Annotated in this window: 13 protein-coding genes, 1 CRISPR repeat array and 1 riboswitch; of the genes, 6 read left to right on the forward strand and 7 right to left on the reverse strand. The window is 67.2% G+C overall.

The window, feature by feature from the left end; genetic code table 11:
* Positions 1–30: 30 nt before the first annotated feature.
* Together AAN986_RS20470 and pmbA are read right to left on the reverse strand one after the other, a co-directional pair.
* Positions 31–1758 carry a methyl-accepting chemotaxis protein gene (locus AAN986_RS20470; protein ID WP_047218725.1) on the reverse strand — a complete coding sequence of 576 codons (1728 nt, stop codon included), beginning with the start codon at positions 1756–1758 and terminating at the stop codon, positions 31–33.
* Positions 1759–1977: 219 nt separating this feature from the next.
* A CRISPR array of direct repeats spans positions 1978–4068; the repeat unit is 32 nt; unit sequence GTTTCAATCCACGCGCCCGCACGGGGCGCGAC.
* Between the two features lie 284 nt (positions 4069–4352).
* Entirely contained in the window at positions 4353–5762 is a 1410-nt protein-coding gene (pmbA, locus tag AAN986_RS20475) for a metalloprotease PmbA (protein ID WP_047218726.1), read from the reverse strand.
* Between the two features lie 66 nt (positions 5763–5828).
* On the opposite strand from pmbA, the gene yjgA reads away from it, so the two are divergent.
* Both yjgA and mog read left to right on the forward strand, forming a co-directional pair.
* On the forward strand, positions 5829–6506 hold the full coding sequence (gene yjgA, locus AAN986_RS20480) for a ribosome biogenesis factor YjgA (RefSeq protein WP_016449652.1): 678 nt from the start codon (positions 5829–5831) through the stop codon (positions 6504–6506).
* Positions 6499–7104, forward strand: a complete 606-nt coding sequence (mog, locus tag AAN986_RS20485) for a molybdopterin adenylyltransferase (protein WP_047325804.1) — start codon at positions 6499–6501, stop codon at positions 7102–7104. Before yjgA ends, mog begins: the two co-directional genes overlap by 8 nt.
* A 43-nt stretch (positions 7105–7147) precedes the next feature.
* Here mog and AAN986_RS20490 read toward each other — a convergent pair whose 3' ends face one another.
* The gene (locus AAN986_RS20490) at positions 7148–7684 is read right to left on the reverse strand and encodes a DUF6036 family nucleotidyltransferase (RefSeq protein ID WP_349335448.1); all 537 of its coding nucleotides are present in this window, start codon (positions 7682–7684) and stop codon (positions 7148–7150) included.
* Positions 7665–8351 carry a helix-turn-helix domain-containing protein gene (locus AAN986_RS20495; protein WP_209670695.1) on the reverse strand — a complete coding sequence of 229 codons (687 nt, stop codon included), beginning with the start codon at positions 8349–8351 and terminating at the stop codon, positions 7665–7667. Before AAN986_RS20495 ends, AAN986_RS20490 begins: the two co-directional genes overlap by 20 nt.
* Positions 8352–8668: 317 nt before the next feature.
* Here AAN986_RS20495 and AAN986_RS20500 point away from each other — a divergent pair, with 317 nt between their 5' ends.
* From AAN986_RS20500 to AAN986_RS20515, 4 genes are all read left to right on the forward strand, one after another.
* Positions 8669–9880 carry an ABC transporter substrate-binding protein gene (locus AAN986_RS20500; protein ID WP_016449656.1) on the forward strand — a complete coding sequence of 404 codons (1212 nt, stop codon included), beginning with the start codon at positions 8669–8671 and terminating at the stop codon, positions 9878–9880.
* Between the two features lie 190 nt (positions 9881–10070).
* Positions 10071–11255 carry an efflux RND transporter periplasmic adaptor subunit gene (locus AAN986_RS20505; protein ID WP_047218729.1) on the forward strand — a complete coding sequence of 395 codons (1185 nt, stop codon included), beginning with the start codon at positions 10071–10073 and terminating at the stop codon, positions 11253–11255.
* A 2-nt stretch (positions 11256–11257) separates the two neighbouring features.
* Complete coding sequence (locus tag AAN986_RS20510; protein WP_016453833.1) at positions 11258–13204, forward strand: MacB family efflux pump subunit; 1947 nt, start codon at positions 11258–11260, stop codon at positions 13202–13204.
* 1 nt (position 13205) lies between these two features.
* Positions 13206–14579 (forward strand): efflux transporter outer membrane subunit, encoded by a 1374-nt coding sequence (locus tag AAN986_RS20515; RefSeq protein ID WP_349335449.1) that lies wholly within the window; start codon positions 13206–13208, stop codon positions 14577–14579.
* A 39-nt stretch (positions 14580–14618) separates the two neighbouring features.
* Here the strand turns inward: AAN986_RS20515 and AAN986_RS20520 are convergent, their stop codons facing one another.
* The 3 genes from AAN986_RS20520 to AAN986_RS20530 form a co-directional block, all read right to left on the reverse strand.
* Complete coding sequence (locus tag AAN986_RS20520; protein ID WP_349335450.1) at positions 14619–15674, reverse strand: porin; 1056 nt, start codon at positions 15672–15674, stop codon at positions 14619–14621.
* 331 nt (positions 15675–16005) lie between these two features.
* Entirely contained in the window at positions 16006–17949 is a 1944-nt protein-coding gene (gene thiC, locus AAN986_RS20525; RefSeq protein ID WP_012204233.1) for a phosphomethylpyrimidine synthase ThiC, read from the reverse strand.
* Positions 17950–18214: 265 nt separating this feature from the next.
* A riboswitch (TPP riboswitch) is annotated at positions 18215–18340 on the reverse strand.
* A 62-nt stretch (positions 18341–18402) separates the two neighbouring features.
* Positions 18403–19065: a nitroreductase gene (locus tag AAN986_RS20530; RefSeq protein WP_047473818.1), complete on the reverse strand. Its 663-nt coding sequence runs from the start codon at positions 19063–19065 to the stop codon at positions 18403–18405.
* Positions 19066–19077: the final 12 nt, after the last annotated feature.

Below are 19077 nucleotides of genomic sequence, written 5' to 3' on the forward strand. Positions count from 1 at the left end.
GCGCACAGAGCGGCATTGCCCCGCTCGCGGTCAGAACACTTCCCAGTTCTCGTCCACACGCTCGCCCGCATTGCGCAGCGGGGTGACCTTGGCAGGCGCTGCAGCAACCCTGGGTGCCGCTGCGGAGGCCCTCGTCCGCTGGCCGCCCTTGCTGCCTGCGGCGGCCGGCGCTGGCGCCTGGGCCGGTGAGGACGCGGGCAGGGACACGGACGAGGACACCCCGTCCAGCTTGAACAGGCTGACCAGATCGACCAGCCTGGCAGCCTGCGCGTTCAAGCTTGCGGCAGCCGCCGCCGATTCCTCGACCAGGGCCGCATTCTGCTGCGTGACCTGGTCAAGCTGTACGACGGCATCGCCCACCTGCGCCACACCGTCGGCCTGCTCGGCCGTGGCCGCGCCTATTTCGCCGATCAGGTCGGCAACGCGCTGCGCCTGCTGGACGATGTCCTTCATAGCGGAGCCCGTCTCGCTCACCAGGCCCGAGCCCTCGTCCACCTTGGACACGCTCTCACCTATCAGGACCTTGATCTCCTTGGCTGCCCCCGCGCTGCGTTGGGCCAGGCTGCGCACTTCGGATGCCACCACGGCAAAGCCACGCCCCTGCTCGCCGGCCCGTGCTGCCTCCACGGCGGCATTGAGCGCCAGGATGTTGGTCTGGAAGGCAATGGAGTCGATCACGCCGATGATGTCCTCGATCTTCCGGGAACTCGCGGTGATCTGCTCCATGGTGGCCACCACGCGGTCCACGATCTTGCCGCCGCCGGTGGCGGCTTGGCTCGACGATGCGGCCAGCTGGGTGGCGGTACGCACCGTATCGGCATTGAGCTTGACGGTGGCGTTCATCTCCTCCATGGAGGCGGCGGTCTGCTCCAGATTGCTGGCCTGCTCCTCCGTGCGCTGGCTCAGGTCCGCATTGCCCGATGCGATCTGGCTGGCGCCGGTCGCGATGGATTCGCTGCTTTGCCGCACATCGGCGACCACGCGCGCCAGGCCGGCACGCATGTCCTCCATGGCGCGCAGCAGGCTGGAGGTGTCTCCGGGCGCCAGTTGCACTTGCACGGACAAATCGCCCTGCGCGATCTGGCGCGCCACCCCGGCGGCATAGGAGGGCTCTCCGCCCAGCTGCTGCTTGACCGTCCTGGTGATCATCCAGGCCACCAGAGAGCCCAGCGCGGCGGCCAGCAGCGTCAGCACCAGCATGGCCACGCCGTCTTCGGCCACGCTGCGCAGGGAGCCGTCCACCGTGGCCTGTGTCTGGGACTTCTGGTAGGAGACCAGCGCCTCGACCGCATCGAAATAGGTCGTCTGCAAGGAGCGCAGGCGGCCCATGATCAGATCCCTGGCGGCATCGCCCTGGTTGGCCAGGCCCAGGTCACCGGCCTGGCGCATGGTCTCCACGAAAGGCTGGCGCGCCTGCCGTATGTCGGCAAAGAGCCGGCGCGCCTGCTCGGTCTGCAGGCGCTGGTCCAACTCCTTCATGACCAGGCCGTTCCTGGCAACCACCTCATCCAGCCGGCGGCTCTCCTCGGCCATCTGCGCCGGATCGGTGATCAGCGCCAGATTGCGCACCACCCGCGCCGACACATTGGCGTTGTCCTTGAGCGATTGCAGCCGGGCCAGATTGCCCATGCGGTCCTCGGCCAAAACACGCAACTGCTCCCCCTGATCGTGCAGCTTCATCCAGCCGAAGCCGGCCACGCACACGCAGACCACGATCACCGCAAGGAAACCCATGCCCAGCATGGTTCCCAACTTCATACGCCTCAGAAAACCCACGTCGCTCTCCCTCGAACCACCTACGCAAACCGGCCAGACTGCTGGCACGGAAGAAACACATCCAGGAACAAATTTGACAATTTGAATCACTCGCACCGCCTTCCCAAACCCTGCACATCCAGTAGGACAGCGCCTTGCCGGCATGCAGGCATCGGGCTGCTAGCGATTGCCAGAACCCCTCATTTCGCGCTTGATGGCCATGCTTCAATCCACGCGACCGCACGTGGCGCGACGGGCCTGCATGGCCAGCGCCGCTCCTGGGCAATCCGTTTCAATCCACGCGCCCGCACGGGGCGCGACTGCGCGAATATGGAATAGTTACCTCACCGTAAGAGTTTCAATCCACGCGTCCGCACGGGGCGCGACTGGGCTGACATCCGGGCTCATCGCCGCCAGGTCGTTTCAATCCACGCGTCCGCACGGGGCGCGACCCGAGTACGACGGCGCTGAGCACCCCAGGCTGATGTTTCAATCCACGCGTCCGCACGGGGCGCGACTTGATGCGATCCAGGATCATCAGCAGATCGAGCAGCGTTTCAATCCACGCGCCCGCACGGGGCGCGACCTTCAATGATTGGAGTGAGGTCCGCGAACTGATTGTTTCAATCCACGCGCCCGCACGGGGCGCGACGCAGCTGCGCCGGTCAAGCCTTCGGGTTTCGTGATGTTTCAATCCACGCGCCCGCACGGGGCGCGACTTCAGCAGGTCTGATAGATCCTCATCCGCCTTGATGTTTCAATCCACGCGCCCGCACGGGGCGCGACACCGTGTTGCTGACGGGGTTGGCGCCACCGAAGAGGTTTCAATCCACGCGCCCGCACGGGGCGCGACTCGAAGGCTTCATCCCCAAGGCGCTTTCTGCGCTGTTTCAATCCACGCGCCCGCACGGGGCGCGACGCGGCGCTACAGTCGAATCCCCGCCCAAACCCGGCGTTTCAATCCACGCGCCCGCACGGGGCGCGACCGGTTTTGGCCTGGGGCCCTATGGCACCGGGAACGTTTCAATCCACGCGCCCGCACGGGGCGCGACGAGCGAGGCGCTGAGGTTGGCTGAGTTGCTGGAGTTTCAATCCACGCGCCCGCACGGGGCGCGACCTTCGTGACCTGCTGGCTTCCGCCGCCACTGTCGCTGTTTCAATCCACGCGCCCGCACGGGGCGCGACGCCAGCCGCACGTTCAGCGCACCAGCATTGGCATGGTTTCAATCCACGCGCCCGCACGGGGCGCGACTCCGTCAGGCCACCAACGCGCTCGCGCGCCGTGGAGTTTCAATCCACGCGCCCGCACGGGGCGCGACGACCCCGCCCAGGCCTTCGGGCGAAGACAAAAGGTTTCAATCCACGCGCCCGCACGGGGCGCGACAGCTGGAGATGGATGCCCTGGACCTGGCCAGCGAGTTTCAATCCACGCGCCCGCACGGGGCGCGACTGCCTGGCCATTGGCTGGGCATGCATCTGCCGGCTGTTTCAATCCACGCGCCCGCACGGGGCGCGACACTGGCGCAGGCGCATCAGCAGGGCCAGGGCCTCGTTTCAATCCACGCGCCCGCACGGGGCGCGACGTGGTCCGCCAGGGAAAGACCACAGCAGTGGACCAGTTTCAATCCACGCGCCCGCACGGGGCGCGACACGGCAGCTGGGTCTGCCTCAAGGAGAGATGAGATGTTTCAATCCACGCGCCCGCACGGGGCGCGACGCATTGCAGAGCGCCGGCTGATCTATCGCCTGGAGTTTCAATCCACGCGCCCGCACGGGGCGCGACGAAGGCCTGCGCTCTGTGTGCATCCGTGAAGTCCAGTTTCAATCCACGCGCCCGCACGGGGCGCGACAGCGCACCAAAGCCATGAAGGCCTTCTTCCGCGAGTTTCAATCCACGCGCCCGCACGGGGCGCGACCACAGCGCTACGGCTGACCAGGCACCGCTGGTGGTTTCAATCCACGCGCCCGCACGGGGCGCGACGGCCTGGCCATCGGACCATAGGGCCGACTGCTCGTTTCAATCCACGCGCCCGCACGGGGCGCGACTTGCCGCAATGCCGATGGGCGCCCGCGTGCGTATTGTTTCAATCCACGCGCCCGCACGGGGCGCGACCATAGCAAGCCGACACAGCATCTGCGACGCGAGGGTTTCAATCCACGCGCCCGCACGGGGCGCGACCATCGCGTGATGCACATGCGGCCTCGAAAGTCGGGTTTCAATCCACGCGCCCGCACGGGGCGCGACGCCAAACTCGTTGCGATCCTTGATCGAGTAGTCCTGGTTTCAATCCACGCGCCCGCACGGGGCGCGACGGCATGCTTATAACCCAGCCGTACCACTGCATAAAAAGCTTCGCCATCGCGAACCTGTGCGCTCTGTCACGGAAAAACGGCAAGGACAACGACAGACGCCGTGATGCCTCAACAAAAACAACGGCTTGCAGAAATGCGAACCTCAGGGGAGGACAAAGGTCACTTGGGGTTCGCGGGACGCGAGCTGGTGCGGCCAACTGCGGCCGGGGCACGCGGTGACTGGGTGCCCACAAAAAAGCGGCCTTTCAGGCCGCTTTTCCTCAGCATGCGCAGCCGCAAGCCAATCAGCTACCAGCCACCTTCATGCGGTTGATCAGGATAGAGCCCACGGCCTTGGCGCCGTAGTTGTAGGCATCTGCGCCCACGGCCTCGATGCCCTTGAGCATGTCCTTGAGGTTGCCGGCGATGGTGATCTCATGCACGGGGAAGGCGATTTCGCCGTTTTCCACCCAGAAGCCGCTGACGCCGCGCGAGTAATCGCCGGTCACGTAGTTCACGCCCTGGCCCATGAGTTCGATCACGAACAGGCCCGTGCCCAGCTTCTTGAGCATGGCGGGCAGGTCGTCGCCGGCCTTGGTGCGGCGCGAGGTCATGACCAGGTTGTGCGATCCGCCGGCATTGCCGGTGGTCTTCATGCCCAGCTTGCGGGCCGAGTAGCTGGACAGGAAGTAGCCCTCGACGCGGCCGGCATCCACCACCTTGCGGGCCTGCACGCGCACGCCTTCCTCGTCGAAGGGCGAGCTGCCCTTGCCGCCGAGGATGAAGGGGTCTTCCGTGATGTCGATGTGCTTGGGGAAGACGGGCTTGCCCAGCGAGTCGAGCAGGAAGGTGCTGCGGCGGTACAGCGCGCCGCCGCTGACGGCCTGCACGAAGCTGCCCAGCAGGCCGGCGGCCAGCGTGGACTCGAACAGCACCGGGCATTCGGTGGTCGGGATCTTGCGGCTGCCCAGGCGGCTCAGGGCGCGCTGGGCGGCGTAGCGGCCCACGGCTTCGGGCGAGGCCAGGTCGGCCGCGTTGCGCATGGAGCTGTACCAGGCATCGCGCTGCATCTCGCCATTGCGGCCGGGCAGCGATGCGATGGGCGCCACCGACAGGCTGTGGCGCGAGCTGGCGTAGCCGCCACGGAAACCATTGGTATGGGCGCTGAAGAAATGGCTTTGCTGGGCCGAGACGCCAGCGCCTTCGCTGTTGGTGATGCGCTTGTGCGTGCCCAGGGCAGCTTCTTCGCACTGCAGCGCCAGCTGCGCCGCAGCCTCGCTGGTCAGCTCCCAGGGGTGGAACAGCTGCAGGTCACGGTGGGTGCCGGGCGGGGCGATGTCGGCCGCATCGGGCAGGCCGGCCATGGGGTCCTCGGCGGTGAAGCGCGCGATGTCGTAGGCGGCCTGCACGGTCTGCTGGATGGCGGCATCCGAGAAGTCGGAGGTGCTGGCGTTGCCACGGCGGTTGCCCAGGTAGACGGTCACGCCCAGCGACTTGTCGCGGTTGCGCTCCACGGTCTCCAGCGCCCCCTTGCGCACACTCACGCTCAGGCCGCAGCCCTCGGAAGCCTCGGCTCCGGCGTCGGTGGCGCCGAGCTTCTTGGCGTGGACCAGGGCACGGTCCACCAGGTCTTCAAAAAACGGTTGGCTGTAGCTGAAGCCGGAATCAGCCTGCGGTTTGGCGGTGCTTGCCGCGCGGGGACGGGGTTTTTTCATAGCGGCGGCTATGATAGCCGCCACTGCAGCGCCCTCCGCGCCGCCACTGTATTTGTCCCCTACCCCATGTCACGCAAACCCAAAAAAGGCTACTACGTCAAAGGTCACTTCGTTGCCGAAGGCAGCGAACTCGACCTGCAGCTCAAGGCCGAACTCAAAGGCACCCCCGACTCCAGCAAGACGGATCTCAAGCGCGAGTCCGACGCCTTGCAGGACCTCGGCAAGGATTTGCTGACGCTGCGCTCCGACCTGTTCAAGCGCCTGCAATTGCCCGACCAGCTGGCCGATGCCCTGGCCGAGGCCAAGCGCATCACCAATTTCGAAGGCAAGCGCCGCCAGATGCAGTACGTCGGCAAGCTCATGCGCAAGCTGGACGAGACCGAGATCGCCGCCGTGCGCGCCGCACTGGACGAGCAGCACAACGGATCGGCCGCCGAGAAGATGGCCCTGCACGCCGCCGAGCAATGGCGCGACCGCCTGATTGCCGAGGAATCGGCCCTGTCCATCTGGCTGGACCATTTCCCCGACACCGACACCCAGCAGCTGCGCGCCCTGATCCGCCAGGCCCGCAAGGACATGCCGGGCGCCCATGAGGCCAATGTGCAGGAATCCACCGGCCTGGCCCAGCGCAAGGGCCGTGCCTACCGCGACCTGTTCCAGCTGGTGCGCCAGCAGCTGGGCGGCACGGGCCGCGAGACAGCCGAGGACGGTGACGGCGCTGGCGAGGAAGCCGACGATGAGTGAGCCCGTCCATGACGCCGTGCGCATCGGCATCGTTTCGATCAGCGACCGTGCCAGCAGCGGCGTCTATGAGGACAAGGGCCTGCCGGCCCTGCAGGACTGGCTCACCCGCGCGCTCAGGAACCCCATCACGTTCGAGCCGCGCCTGATCCCCGACGAGCAGGCCGGCATCAGCGCCGCGCTGATCGAGCTGGTCGATGCCGGCTGCTGCCTGGTGCTGACCACGGGCGGCACCGGCCCTGCCCCGCGCGATGTCACGCCCGAAGCCACGCTGGCCGTGGCCGACAAGGAAATGCCGGGCTTTGGCGAGCAGATGCGCCAGATCAGCCTGGCCTTTGTGCCCACGGCGATCCTGTCGCGCCAGGTGGCGGTGATCCGTGGCAAGAGCCTGATCATCAACCTGCCGGGCCAGCCCAAGGCCATTGCCGAAACCCTGGAAGGTCTGAAGAACCCCGATGGCACGCAAAAGGTCAACGGCATCTTTGCGGCCGTGCCCTATTGCGTGGACCTGATCGGCGGGCCCTATCTGGAAACGGACGACAGCGTCTGCAAGGCGTTCCGCCCCAAGAGCGCAGTGCGCACCGCGCGACCTGCGGCCTGATCGCGCGGACACGGCAATCGACAAGCAGCCTGCGGGCTGCTTTTTATTTTTTCAGCCCCTTGAACCAGCGCTGAATCCGGGCCCGCAATTGCCGTTTGCCGTCATCACCCAACGGCATGCTGCTTGCCAGTTTCAGTGCCGCATCGACCTGTACATGGCCATGCTCCATCAGTGCCATGCAAAACACCCGGTCCTTGTCGCGCCCCGCCTGGGCCTTGGAGAGAAAGAGATCCAGCACATCAAGGCAATAGCCGACGCGATCGTTGGTATTGCCGTTCTGGATACGGTGCAGCCGGTTTTGCCAGCCTGAGGCAAGCACTGCCGTGTCCGGGCCCACGCCCTGCGCGTAGTAGCCATTGGACTCGTGGAAGCGAGAGCCTTCGCCAATGGATCCGTCGATCCGGTCCGCCAGATCCGGAGCGTTGAGCGGATAGATGTCTGCCTCTGCGGACATCCTGAAAACCGGCTCGGGATACGGGATGGAGCCCAGGATTGCCTGACTTCCCACGATGACGAATTCATACTCATTCGTCACATCCCCGCTCGCACGAATGATGTGCTCAAGATCCTCTCGGTTCATAGGCCCGCCCTGTATCTCCCAATGCAACGCCCCGCTTGAGATCCCCCACCTGCGCCAGTACCTGCTGGCGCACCTGTTCGGGCAGCACCGATGTCAGGGGCGAGGCCTGGCGCAGTTCCTGGGCCCTTCGCGTGCGGGCCAGGATGGTGCGCCAGCGGCCATTTTGCAAGACATCCTGCCACTGCCTCCACAGGCTGGCGGAATGCGAATCCCCCTGGCTCAACCACCGCTCCAACGTGTCCTGTGCCTGCTGCAGCAATGCCGGGTCAGATCGCACAAGGCGCACGGCTTCTTCATGCAATGCCAAGCTTTGCAGATCCTGCACTTCATGGCGCGCATCCTGCGCACGCACCAGAACCTGTACGACGGGCCTGGCATGGCGCGAACGGGCTGCGGCAGTTCCTGCGGGCGCGGGCTGCAGGGCGTCGCCCGCCAGCAATGCCAATTCTCCCCCTATGCCCAGTTCCGACATGACCCGCAGGTACGTGCCCATGGATGGCCCGGGATCGCCGGACTCGACTGCAGCGAGCGTGCTGCGGGATATGCCTACGCGCGAGGCCATCTCGACCGTGCCCAGCCCCTGCTCCTTGCGCAGGCGCTTGAGCCGGTCACCGAACTGCAAAAGCAGTTGGCGCTGAAGAAGGATGGACTTTTCTGGCGTTTTCATTTGTCCATTATTCTAAGCAAAACCTGAATTTTTGATTGGTTTTCTAGACAAATTAATTCAAGTCCAGTGCTTTCGCATCCCCCAAGGAACGGAAAAGCAGGTCCTGACGCGCGCACAAGCCACGGCCGGGATGCGCAGCGCATGGCGATCAATCAACGGGCCGGCCACGTTGCAAGGATGAGCGGCTGTACTGTCGCACCGGGGCCACCAAGCCCGTGCTTGCCCCAATGCGGCAGGCCCCTGTCCCTGCCAGCATGGAATCACCCGGCCCCTGCGCAACAGCAGCGGGCTTTTTCCATCCAAAGCAAGGAGACTTCATGCAGCAACGCCCCAAGACATCGCTGATGACACCGCTGGCCCTGGCACTGTGCGCCGCCGCACTGGCAACGCCGGCCCTGGCGCAGCAGGACAAGGTTCGGATCGGCTTCATCACCGACATGTCCAGTCTCTATGCCGATGTCGAGGGCAAGAACGGCGCCGTGGCGATACAGATGGCCATCGACGACTACGGCGGCAAGCTGCTGGGCAAGCCCATCGAGCTGCTGACGGCCGACCACCAGAACAAGGCCGATATCGCCGCCAGCAAGGCGCGCGAGTGGATAGACACGCAGGGCATCAGCCTGGTGTTTGGCGGCACGAACTCGGCCACGGCCCTGTCCATGGCCAAGGTGGCGCAGGAGAAAAAGCGGGTCTTCATCGACAACGGCGCGGGCAGCTCGGCGCTGACCAACGAGCAGTGCAGCCCCTACACCGTGCACTACGCCTTCGACACCGTGGCCCTGGCCAAGGGCACGGGCGCGGCCGTGGTGGAGGCCGGAGGCAAGAGCTGGTACTTCGTGACCGCCGACTATGCCTTTGGCCATGCGCTGGAGGCCGATACCACCAAGATCATCGAGGCGCGCGGCGGCAAGGTGCTGGGCTCGGTCAAGACGCCGCTGAACGCCAGCGATTTCTCCAGCTTCATGCTGCAGGCGCAGAACTCCAAGGCCCAGATCCTGGGCCTGGCCAATGCCGGTGGCGACACCATCAACTCCATCAAGGCAGCGCGCGAATTCGGCGTGACCAAGGACATGAAGCTGGCCGGCCTGCTGGTGTTCTTCACCGACGTGCACAGCCTGGGCCTGAAGAACACGCAGGGCATGCAGTTCACCACCAGCTGGTACTGGGACATGAACGATGCCTCGCGCAAGTTCGCCGACGCCTTCATGGCCAAGACCCAGCGCCGCCCCAGCGAAATCCATGCGGCCGACTACTCGGCCACCATGAACTGGCTCAAGGCCGTGGAAAAGGCCGGCACGCTGGATGCCGACAAGGTCATGGCCACCTGGCGCGGCATGAAGATGGACGACTTCTTCGGCAGCGGCTACCTGCGCGAGGACGGCCGCTACGTGCACGACATGTACCTGATGGAAGTGAAATCCCCGGCCGAATCCAAGGGCACCTGGGACTACTACAAGCTGGTCAAGAAGCTGCCGGCCGAGCAGGTCTGGACCACCAAGGCCGAGAGCAAGTGCCAATATTGGCGCTGAACTTGCGCTGAACTTGCGGTGAGCCGAGGGGGCAGCCCGGCCGCTCCCTCTCCTCGCTTTTCTCCACTGAATCTCCATGCCTTGGTCAATGCCGGGACATCGAACCGCGCCAGACTGGTAAGTTCGAGCATCTGGCGCGGCGCCGGGCAGGGACTGTCTCCCCTGCGGCCGACCGCGCGGCAGGGGAAGAATGAAGTTCAATCGCAAATGGGCCATGGTCGCCGTCGCAGGCGCATGCATGGTCGCAGGCCTGGTGTGGTGGAAGGCCAGTGCCAAGCCCTCCACCCAATTCGCAACCGCACCCGTCACCGTCGGCGACCTGGAGCAGACCGTGCTGGCCGTGGGCCGGCTGCACCCCAAGGAACTGGTGGCCGTGGGCGCCCAGGTCTCGGGCCAGGTCCGGCGCCTGCACGTGGAGCTGGGGCAGAAGGTCAAGGCCGGCGAGCTGATCGCCGAAGTCGATGCCCAGCCGCAGCGCATCAAGCTGCGCAATGCCGAGGCATCCGTCACCGCCTTGCAGGCCCAGCTGGCCGCGCGGCGCGCGGCCCTCGTCCAGGCCCGGCTCACCTTCCAGCGCCAGCAGGAACTGCTGCAGGCCGACGCCACCTCGCGCGCCGACCATGAGGCCGCCAAGGCCGCGCTGGACACCGCGCTGGCCGATGTCGGCGCCCTGCAGGCCCAGATAGAGCAGGCACGCACCCAGGTGGAGACCGAGCGCATCAACCTGGGCTACACCCGCATCGTCGCGCCCATGGACGGCGTGATCGTGGCGGTGGTCACCAAGCAGGGCCAGACCCTGAACTCCTTCCAGACCACGCCCACCATCGTCATGCTGGCCAAGCTCGACGTGATGACCGTTCGCGCCGAGATTGCCGAGGCCGACGTGGACAAGATCCAGCTGGGCCAGACGGCCTGGTTCACCACGCTGGGCAGTGGCCGCCAGCGCCACACCGCCACGATCGAGCGCATAGAGCCTGCGCCCGCCTCCATCGCCACGGACGCCACCGCTGGCGCAGCGACCGCCACCGGCGCCCAGGCCGCCAAGGCCATCTACTACAACGCCCAGTTCGACGTGCCCAACCCGGAAGGCAAGCTGCGCCCCTCCATGACCGCCCAGGTCACCGTGCGCGTGGCCCAGGCCGACAAGGCCGTGCTCATGCCGGCCGCCGCGCTGGGCAGCCGCGATGCCGACGACAACTACAGCGTGCGCGTGCGCGATGCCCAGGGCCAGGTCACCGAGCGCAAGGTGCGCGTGGGCCTGCGCACCAACGCCCAGGCCCAGGTGCTGTCGGGGCTGGAGCCCGGCGAGCAGGTGGTGATCGGCGAGGCCAGCCCCGGCGGCAAGCCGGCCGGCAGCGACCCGATGGGAATGTAAGCATGGACCATGCATTGCTGCAGATGCAGGGCCTGCGCCGGGAGTTTCCTGCGGGCGACACCACGGTGGCGGTACTCAAGGACATAGACCTGACCATCGAGGCCGGCGAGATGGTGGCCATCGTCGGCGCCTCGGGCTCGGGCAAGTCCACGCTGATGAACATCCTCGGCTGCCTGGACCATCCGACCTCGGGCAGCTACCGCATCGCGGGCCGCGAGACCAGCGAGCTGGGGCCCGACGCGCTGGCCGCGCTGCGGCGCGAGCATTTCGGCTTCATCTTCCAGCGCTACCACCTGCTGCCCGACCTCACGGCCCAGGGCAATGTGGAGCTGCCATCGGTCTACGCCGGCACGGCGCCCACGGACCGCCATGCGCGCTCGGCCGCCCTGCTCGAACGCCTGGGCCTGGCCGACCGCATGCAGCACCGGCCGGGCCAGCTGTCGGGCGGGCAGCAGCAGCGCGTGTCCATTGCGCGTGCGCTGATGAACGGCGGCGCCGTCATCCTGGCCGACGAGCCCACGGGCGCGCTGGACAAGGCCAGCGGCGAGCAGGTCATGCGCATCCTGCAGGAGCTGCATGCCGACGGCCACACCATCATCCTGGTCACGCACGACATGGCCGTCGCCGCCCACGCCACGCGCGTGATCGAGATCAGCGACGGCGCCATCATTGCCGACCGGCGCAGCACCCCGCACGAAGCCAGGCCGCCCGTGGAGCCGGCATCCGGCGCGCGCCGGGCCTCCTGGCGCGGACTGTCGGACCGCTTTGGCGAGGCCCTGCGCATGGCCCTGCGCGCCATGAACGCCCACCGCCTGCGCACCTTCCTGACCATGCTGGGCATCATCATCGGCATCTCGGCCGTGGTCTCGGTGGTGGCGCTGGGGCGCGGTGCGCAGCAGCAGGTGATGAACCAGATCAGCGAGCTGGGCACGAACACGCTGGACATCTTTCCCGGCAAGGACTTCGGCGACACGCGCGCGGCCGCCATCGAGACCCTGGTCGCCGCCGACGCCCAGGCCCTGGCCGAGCAGCCCTACGTGGACAGCGCCACGCCCAATGTGTCGGTCGGCGTCACGGCGCTGTACCGCGAGAACGCGGCCACGGCCCAGGTGACGGGCGTGGGCTTCGAGCACTTTCGCGTGCGCGGCCTGCGCCTGGCATCGGGCCGCTTCTTCGACCAGCGCGACGTGGACCTGCACGCCCAGGTGGCGGTGATCGACCAGAAGACCGCCACCGCCCTGTTCCCCACCAACCCCAGCCCGCTGGGCGAGGTCGTGCTGCTGGGCCAGATGCCCGTGGAAATCGTCGGCGTGCTCCGGCCTGCGCAAAACAGCTTCGGCGGCTCCACGCCCACCTTCTTCGTGCCCTACACCGCAGCCGCCACGCGCCTGGTCGGCAAGTACCACCTGGACAGCATCACGCTGCGCATCAAGGACGCGGTGCCGGCCGAGATCGCGCAAAAGGCCGCCACCAGCCTGCTGACCGAGCGCCATGGCACCAAGGACTTCTTCATCTGGAACTCCGACCAGATCCGCCAGGCCATCACGCGCACCAGCACCACGCTGACGCTGCTGGTCTCGGCCATCGCCATGATTGCGCTGCTGGTGGGCGGCATCGGCGTGATGAACATCATGCTGGTGTCGGTGACCGAGCGCACGCGCGAGATCGGCGTGCGCATGGCCATCGGCGCGCGCCAGTCGGACATCCTTCAGCAGTTCCTGATCGAGGCCGTGCTGGTCTGCATCGTGGGCGGCATCCTGGGTGTCTCTCTGGCGCTGAGCCTGGGCCTGGCAGTGAGCCTGTCGGGCTCCAGCTTCCAGCTCTCGTTCTCGGCCGCCTCCATCGTGCTGGCCGTGGCCTGCTCCTCCCTCATCGGGATCGGTTTCGGCTTCCTGCCGGCGCGCAGTGCTGCGCGCCTCGACCCCGTACAGGCTCTATCGAGAGATTGACATGCATATGCTGAAGACCGGCGTGCTGGCATGCGCAGTGGCCCTGGCCGGCTGCGGCGCCATCACGCGCACAACCTACGAGGCGCCGCAGGTGGCGCTGCCCGCACAGTTCGAGCATGCGCAGCCCTCGGCGGCCGCGCCTTCGCCCGAGGCATGGTGGCGCGCCTTCGGCGATCCGCGCCTGGATGCATGGATCGACATGGCCCTTGCGCGCAACCCCGACCTGGCAACGGCAGGCATCCGTGTGCGCCGCGCCGCGCTGCAGGCGCAGCTGGCGGGCCGCGCCCTGCTGCCGCAACCCGGCGGCACACTCAGCACCGGGGCCAGCAGGCCGCTGTCCGGCAGCCCGCGCAGCACGCTGGAGACGTCCAGCGCCACGCTGAGCGTGGGCTGGGAGCTGGACCTGTTCGACCGCCTGGGTGCCCAGCGCGATGCGGCCGTCTTCGAGGCCCAGGCCAGCGAGCAGGACAGGCAGGCCGTGGCCCTGTCCCTGGCGGCCACCACCGCCAGCCTGTACTGGCAACTGGCCCTGGCCAACGAGCGCCTGGAATTTGCGCGGCAAAGCCTGGAGTACACACGCCGCACCGGCGAGCTGGTGGAGGCGCAGTACCGCAGCGGCGCCGTATCCAGCCTGGAACGGCGCGAGGCCAGGCAGGCGCTGGCCGAGCAGCAGGCGCTGCTCAGCCAGTACACGCAGGCCCGCGCCGAACTGCGGCAGGCGCTCAACGAGCTGCTCCTGGGCGCCGAGGCACCCGGTGGCGAGCCGCAGGCCCTGCCCACGGGCGCGCTGCCTGCCATTGCCGCAGGACTGCCCGCCGAACTGCTGGGCCGCCGCCCCGACCTGCGCGCCGCCGAACTGCGGCTGCGCGCCTCCCTGGCCAGCAGCGATGCGGCCACCGCGCGCTACTACCCCACGCTGTCGCTGACCGGCAGCCTGGGGGGCTCCAGCAACTCGCTGCTCGACCTGCTGGCCAACCCCGTGGCGGCCCTGGGCGCCAGCATGACCCTGCCTTTTCTGAACGTGGGCGAGATGCGGCTGAACACCGCCATTGCGCGCAACCAGCATGAAGAGGCCGTGGTCAACTTCCGCAAGTCGCTGTACGCCGCGCTGGCGGAAACGGAAAAAGCCCTGTCCGCCCGCACCGAGCTGGCCAGCCAGGAGCAGGCACAGCAGCGCGTCATGCAGGAATCGGCAGAAATCACCCGCCTGTACGAGGCACGCTACCGCGCAGGCCAGGTACCCCTGCGCACCTGGCTGGATGCGCAGGAGCGCAGCCGCAACGCACAGCTGGCCCTTTCGGCCCTGCACCTGGCGCAACTACAAAACCAGGTGACGATCAACAAGGTGCTGGGCGGCGGATGGCAAGCCCCTTGAGCAAGGGCCGGCAACCTCCGCCAAAGTGCCCCGCCCCGGTCAGAACGAATGCGCCATGCCCAGGTACAGGCCGGTCTGGCTGCCGCCCGGCGCCGGGTTGTTGTTGGTGGTCTCCACCGAGAAGTTCGCATTGCCGCCATTGCGCACATTGCCCACGCTGGCGTACAGCAGCGTGCGCCTGGACAGCGCGTAGTCGGCGCCCGCCATGAACAGGTTGGCGCTGCCGCCGCCGTTGTTGACCGTGGTGCGGTAGCCCGCCCCGATCAGCGTCAGCGGGCCTGACACCTTGTAGCGCGCGCCCATCCAATACTGCCGCGCCTTGTTGGGCACGCCGGCCGCGCTGTCGGGCGCAGACAGCTGCTCATAGCCCGCGAACAGCTTGAGCGCGGACAGCGTCACCGTGCCGCCCAGCGTCAGGTTGCGGGATGTGGTGTAGAGATCGCTGAAGTGGCCATTGGCATCGCGGGCCACATCGTAGATGGCGCGCAACTCGAACGTGGGCGCGGTATAGGACACCGACAGCGCATCCTTGCGCAGCCGCGATGTGCCCTGCGGCTGCTCGCCCAGGCCGGTCAGCGCCAGCACGCGCAGGCCGCCCCAGCTGGGCGTTTCGTACGAGATCATGTTGTCATGCCCGCCCCAGTTGCGCCCCCGAACCAGCGTGGCCGAGCCGATGAACTGCTGGCCCGTGGGGTCCAGCGCCCAGTGCGCATCCGAGATCGACAGGTCCTTGCCCAGTTTCAGCGTGCCCCAGCCGCTGCGCAGGCCCACGAAGGTGCGGCGGTTGAAGAAACCTGCGCCGTTGAACCTGGCATCGTCGATGCTGAAGCCCGACTCCAGCGTGAACAGCGCATGCAGCCCTCCGCCCAGGTCCTCCTCCCCCTTGAAACCCAGCATGCTTGTGCCCCACTGGTTGCCCACGGCCCGCCACAGGCTGCCGGAGCCCCCCGTGGCCGGGTCGTACACATTGTTCTGGTAGTCCACCCCCGCGACCACACGCCCGTAGAGCGTGACCGAACTCTGGGCCTGGGCCGCCAGGGCCGTGCCCAATGCAAGCGCGGCCAGGCCAGCGCTGCGGATCATGCGTTTATTCATCTCCCTCTCCTCCCGATTGCCAGTTGGCGAAAGCCCTCGCCACTAAGGCCAAGGCGTACTGAAATCCTTGCCGGCCATGCGTGAAAACTGCGGCCGTGCAGTCAGCGCGTTCTTGTTCTTGTGCCTGCGAAGCCTGCGGGGCAACGCCGGTAACGGCTGGTCATGGAATTCTCGGCGGGAGAAGGTGGCTGGAGATAAACGATTCGGCGACGGACTGATCCTCAGCCATCACGGACCGCTAGGTGTTTTCCCAAGGAAAGGCCGCCGCGCCATCCACGGCGGCCACGGGCCGCGCATTGCACGCAGCCCGGATCGGCTCAATGCCGCGCGATCAACGCGCCGTCGTATCGCTGCTGGCCGCCACGATGGGGATATAGAACTCTCCGCCCGCGCGGTTGAATTCCTCGGCCTTGGCCTGCATTCCGGCGGCAATGCCTTCCTGCTCGGCCACGCCCTTGGCAGCGGCGAATTCGCGCACTTCCTGGGTGATCTTCATGGAGCAGAACTTGGGGCCGCACATGGAGCAGAAGTGCGCCACCTTGGCGCTGTCCTTGGGCAGGGTTTCGTCGTGGTAGGCCTGGGCGGTGTCGGGGTCCAGGCCCAGGTTGAACTGGTCCTGCCAGCGGAAGTCGAAGCGGGCCTGGCTCAGCGCGTCGTCGCGGGCGCGGGCGCCGGGGTGGCCCTTGGCGACGTCGGCGGCGTGGGCGGCGATCTTGTACGCGATGATGCCCTGCTTGACGTCGTCGCGGTCGGGCAGGCCCAGGTGTTCCTTGGGCGTGACGTAGCACAGCATGGCGGTGCCGAACCAGCCGATCATGGCCGCGCCGATGGCGCTGGCGATGTGGTCGTAGCCGGGGGCGATGTCGATGGTCAGCGGGCCCAGGGTGTAGAACGGCGCCTCGTGGCAGTGCTTGAGCTGCTCGGTCATGTTGGCCTGGATCATGTGCATGGGCACGTGGCCGGGGCCTTCGATCATGGTCTGCACGTCGTGCTTCCAGGCCAGCTGGGTCAGCTCGCCCAGGGTCTTGAGTTCGGCAAACTGGGCCTCGTCGTTGGCGTCCGAGGCGCTGCCGGGGCGCAGGCCGTCGCCCAGCGAGAAGCTGACGTCGTACTGCTTCATGATGTCGCAGATGTCCTCGAAGTGCTCGTACAGGAAGCTCTCGCGGTGGTGGGCCATGCACCACTTGGCCATGATGGAGCCGCCGCGCGAGACGATGCCCGTGCGGCGCTGGGCCGTGAGGTGGATGTAGGCCAGGCGCACGCCGGCGTGGATGGTGAAGTAGTCCACGCCCTGCTCGGCCTGCTCGATCAGGGTGTCGCGGAAGATGGGCCAGGTCAGGTCCTCGGCGATGCCGCCCACTTTCTCCAGCGCCTGGTAGATGGGCACGGTGCCGATGGGCACGGGCGAGTTGCGGATGATCCAGTCGCGCGTGGTGTGGATGTTCTTGCCGGTGGACAGGTCCATCACGTTGTCCGCGCCCCAGCGGATGGCCCAGACCAGCTTCTCGACCTCTTCCTCGATGCTGGAGGTGACGGCCGAGTTGCCGATGTTGGCGTTGATCTTGACCTTGAAGTTGCGCCCGATGGCCATGGGCTCGATCTCGGGGTGGTTGATGTTGGCCGGGATGATGGCGCGGCCGCGCGCCACTTCGTCGCGCACGAATTCGGGCGTGATGATCTTGGGGATGGCAGCGCCCAGGCCGTTGCCGGCCAGGCGCGCCTCGCGCGCGGCGTCCTGCTGGTACTCGGCCATCCATTCGCGGCGGCCGTTCTCGCGCAGGGCCACGTACTCCATCTCGGGCGTGATGATGCCCTTGCGCGCGTAGTGCATCTGGGTGACGTTGCCACCGCTCTTGGCGCGGCGCGGCTGGCGCTGCAGCGATGCGGCCTCGGCCCGCAGGCGGGCCACGCGCTCGTCTTCCTCGCCGCGCTTGCCGCCATCGTCCAGGGCCTGGCGCAGGCGGCCGGCGTAGTACTCGCTGTCGCCGCGCGACTCAATCCAGGCATTGCGCACGCCCGGCAGGCCGCTGCGCACATCGATGGCCACGGCCGGATCGGTGTAGGGGCCCGAGGTGTCATAGACGCTGACCTGCTCGCCATTGGTCAGCTGGATATCGCGCACGGGCACGTTGAGGCCGCTGTGCAGGCTGCCTTGCAGATAGCTCTTGGTGGAGGCCGGGAACGGCTTGCGCGACTGCGCCAGCAGGTCGGAAAAACGCTGTGCGTCTGGAGCTTCGCCGGCTGCGGGGGTGAAGATGGAATCGGGAGCGTTCATGTCGGGTTCCTTGCGTTCAAAGCGTCGATCAACAACGCTCCGGGAACCGGACACTCCTTGGGCTGTGCCAAAGGCCGCGCACCGGGCTATGCCAGTGTGGGCCTGCCAGGGCCGTATGGCCTTGGCCCCTGGTTGCCACGCACGCCAAGGCGCACGAGCAGCCTTGGTTGGCAAGGGTCGATGCGCATCGGATGGTGGCCTGCCTGGCCGTTGCGGCCCTGCGTGTATCCGCCGTGGCGGACTTCCATCCTCTGACTTCGGCCCCGCTTCAGGGTCCCGCTCTTCTTCCGCCGGTATCAACCGGATCAAGTTCGTCGGGTTCGCCGCCTGGCCCATGCAGCGCATGGACCGGTTGGCATCTCAGTGCATCAGCACACCCCGGAGCAGCGGCAAGTATAGGGGATGGTTGGCGGCCCATCGCCTGCGGGTTTGCCCAGGGGCCATGCGCCGCCGTCAGTCGAAGCCGCGCAGCGCACCCCATTCGGCCAGCGGAGCGCGCGTGGCGCGCCAGCCGTTGATGGGGGCGTTCTTGTCCTCGTAGCCCAGCGCAATGCCGAAGGCCACGTGGTAGCCCTCGGGCAGCGCCAGCGCCTGGGTCACGGCGTCGTTGTAGCGGCGCCAGAAGCCCTGGGCGCAGGTCGCCAGGCCATTGGCGCAGGCCAGCAGCATGAAGGACTGCAGGTAGATGCCCAGGTCCACCCATTGCGGCAGGCCCATGCGCTCGTCCACCGCCACGATCAGGCCCACGGGCGCGCCGAAGAACTGGCCGTTGCGGGCCAGCTGCTCCAGCCGCGCGGGCTTGTCGTCGCGCGGAATGCCCAGCGACTGGTACAGCTCTTCGCCATTGGCAAAGCGCCGGCTGCGGTAGGGCTCCCAGAGGTTGGGCGGGTAGGACAGGCCGGGCTGGGCGTCCTGGGGCTCGGCTTCGGCAACGGCGGTCAGCAGCTGCTGCAGCGGCTCGCCCGTCAGCGCCAGCACGCGCCAGGGCTGCAGGTTGCCGCCCGAGGCCGCATTGGCCGACTGTTCCATCAGGGTGCGCACCAGCGCCGCATCGGGCGACTGGGGCAGGAAGGCGCGCACGGAGCGGCGCGCATGCAAGGCCTGTTCAACGTTCATGCTGGTCGGAGT

Source organism: Delftia sp. DS1230 (assembly GCF_040112715.1).
Classification (GTDB): Bacteria; Pseudomonadota; Gammaproteobacteria; order Burkholderiales; family Burkholderiaceae_C; genus Comamonas; species Comamonas tsuruhatensis.

Coding starts and splice junctions, on each gene's coding strand:
- AAN986_RS20505 (WP_047218729.1), top strand. CDS start 10,071: ATGAAGTTCAATCGCAAATGGGCCATGGTCGCCGTCGCAGGCGCATGC.
- AAN986_RS20520 (WP_349335450.1), bottom strand. CDS start 15,674: ATGAATAAACGCATGATCCGCAGCGCTGGCCTGGCCGCGCTTGCATTG.
- AAN986_RS20515 (WP_349335449.1), top strand. CDS start 13,206: ATGCATATGCTGAAGACCGGCGTGCTGGCATGCGCAGTGGCCCTGGCC.
- AAN986_RS20510 (WP_016453833.1), top strand. CDS start 11,258: ATGGACCATGCATTGCTGCAGATGCAGGGCCTGCGCCGGGAGTTTCCT.
- AAN986_RS20495 (WP_209670695.1), bottom strand. CDS start 8,351: ATGAAAACGCCAGAAAAGTCCATCCTTCTTCAGCGCCAACTGCTTTTG.
- mog (WP_047325804.1), top strand. CDS start 6,499: ATGAGTGAGCCCGTCCATGACGCCGTGCGCATCGGCATCGTTTCGATC.
- AAN986_RS20490 (WP_349335448.1), bottom strand. CDS start 7,684: ATGAACCGAGAGGATCTTGAGCACATCATTCGTGCGAGCGGGGATGTG.
- AAN986_RS20500 (WP_016449656.1), top strand. CDS start 8,669: ATGCAGCAACGCCCCAAGACATCGCTGATGACACCGCTGGCCCTGGCA.
- yjgA (WP_016449652.1), top strand. CDS start 5,829: ATGTCACGCAAACCCAAAAAAGGCTACTACGTCAAAGGTCACTTCGTT.
- AAN986_RS20470 (WP_047218725.1), bottom strand. CDS start 1,758: ATGAAGTTGGGAACCATGCTGGGCATGGGTTTCCTTGCGGTGATCGTG.
- AAN986_RS20530 (WP_047473818.1), bottom strand. CDS start 19,065: ATGAACGTTGAACAGGCCTTGCATGCGCGCCGCTCCGTGCGCGCCTTC.
- pmbA (WP_047218726.1), bottom strand. CDS start 5,762: ATGAAAAAACCCCGTCCCCGCGCGGCAAGCACCGCCAAACCGCAGGCT.
- thiC (WP_012204233.1), bottom strand. CDS start 17,949: ATGAACGCTCCCGATTCCATCTTCACCCCCGCAGCCGGCGAAGCTCCA.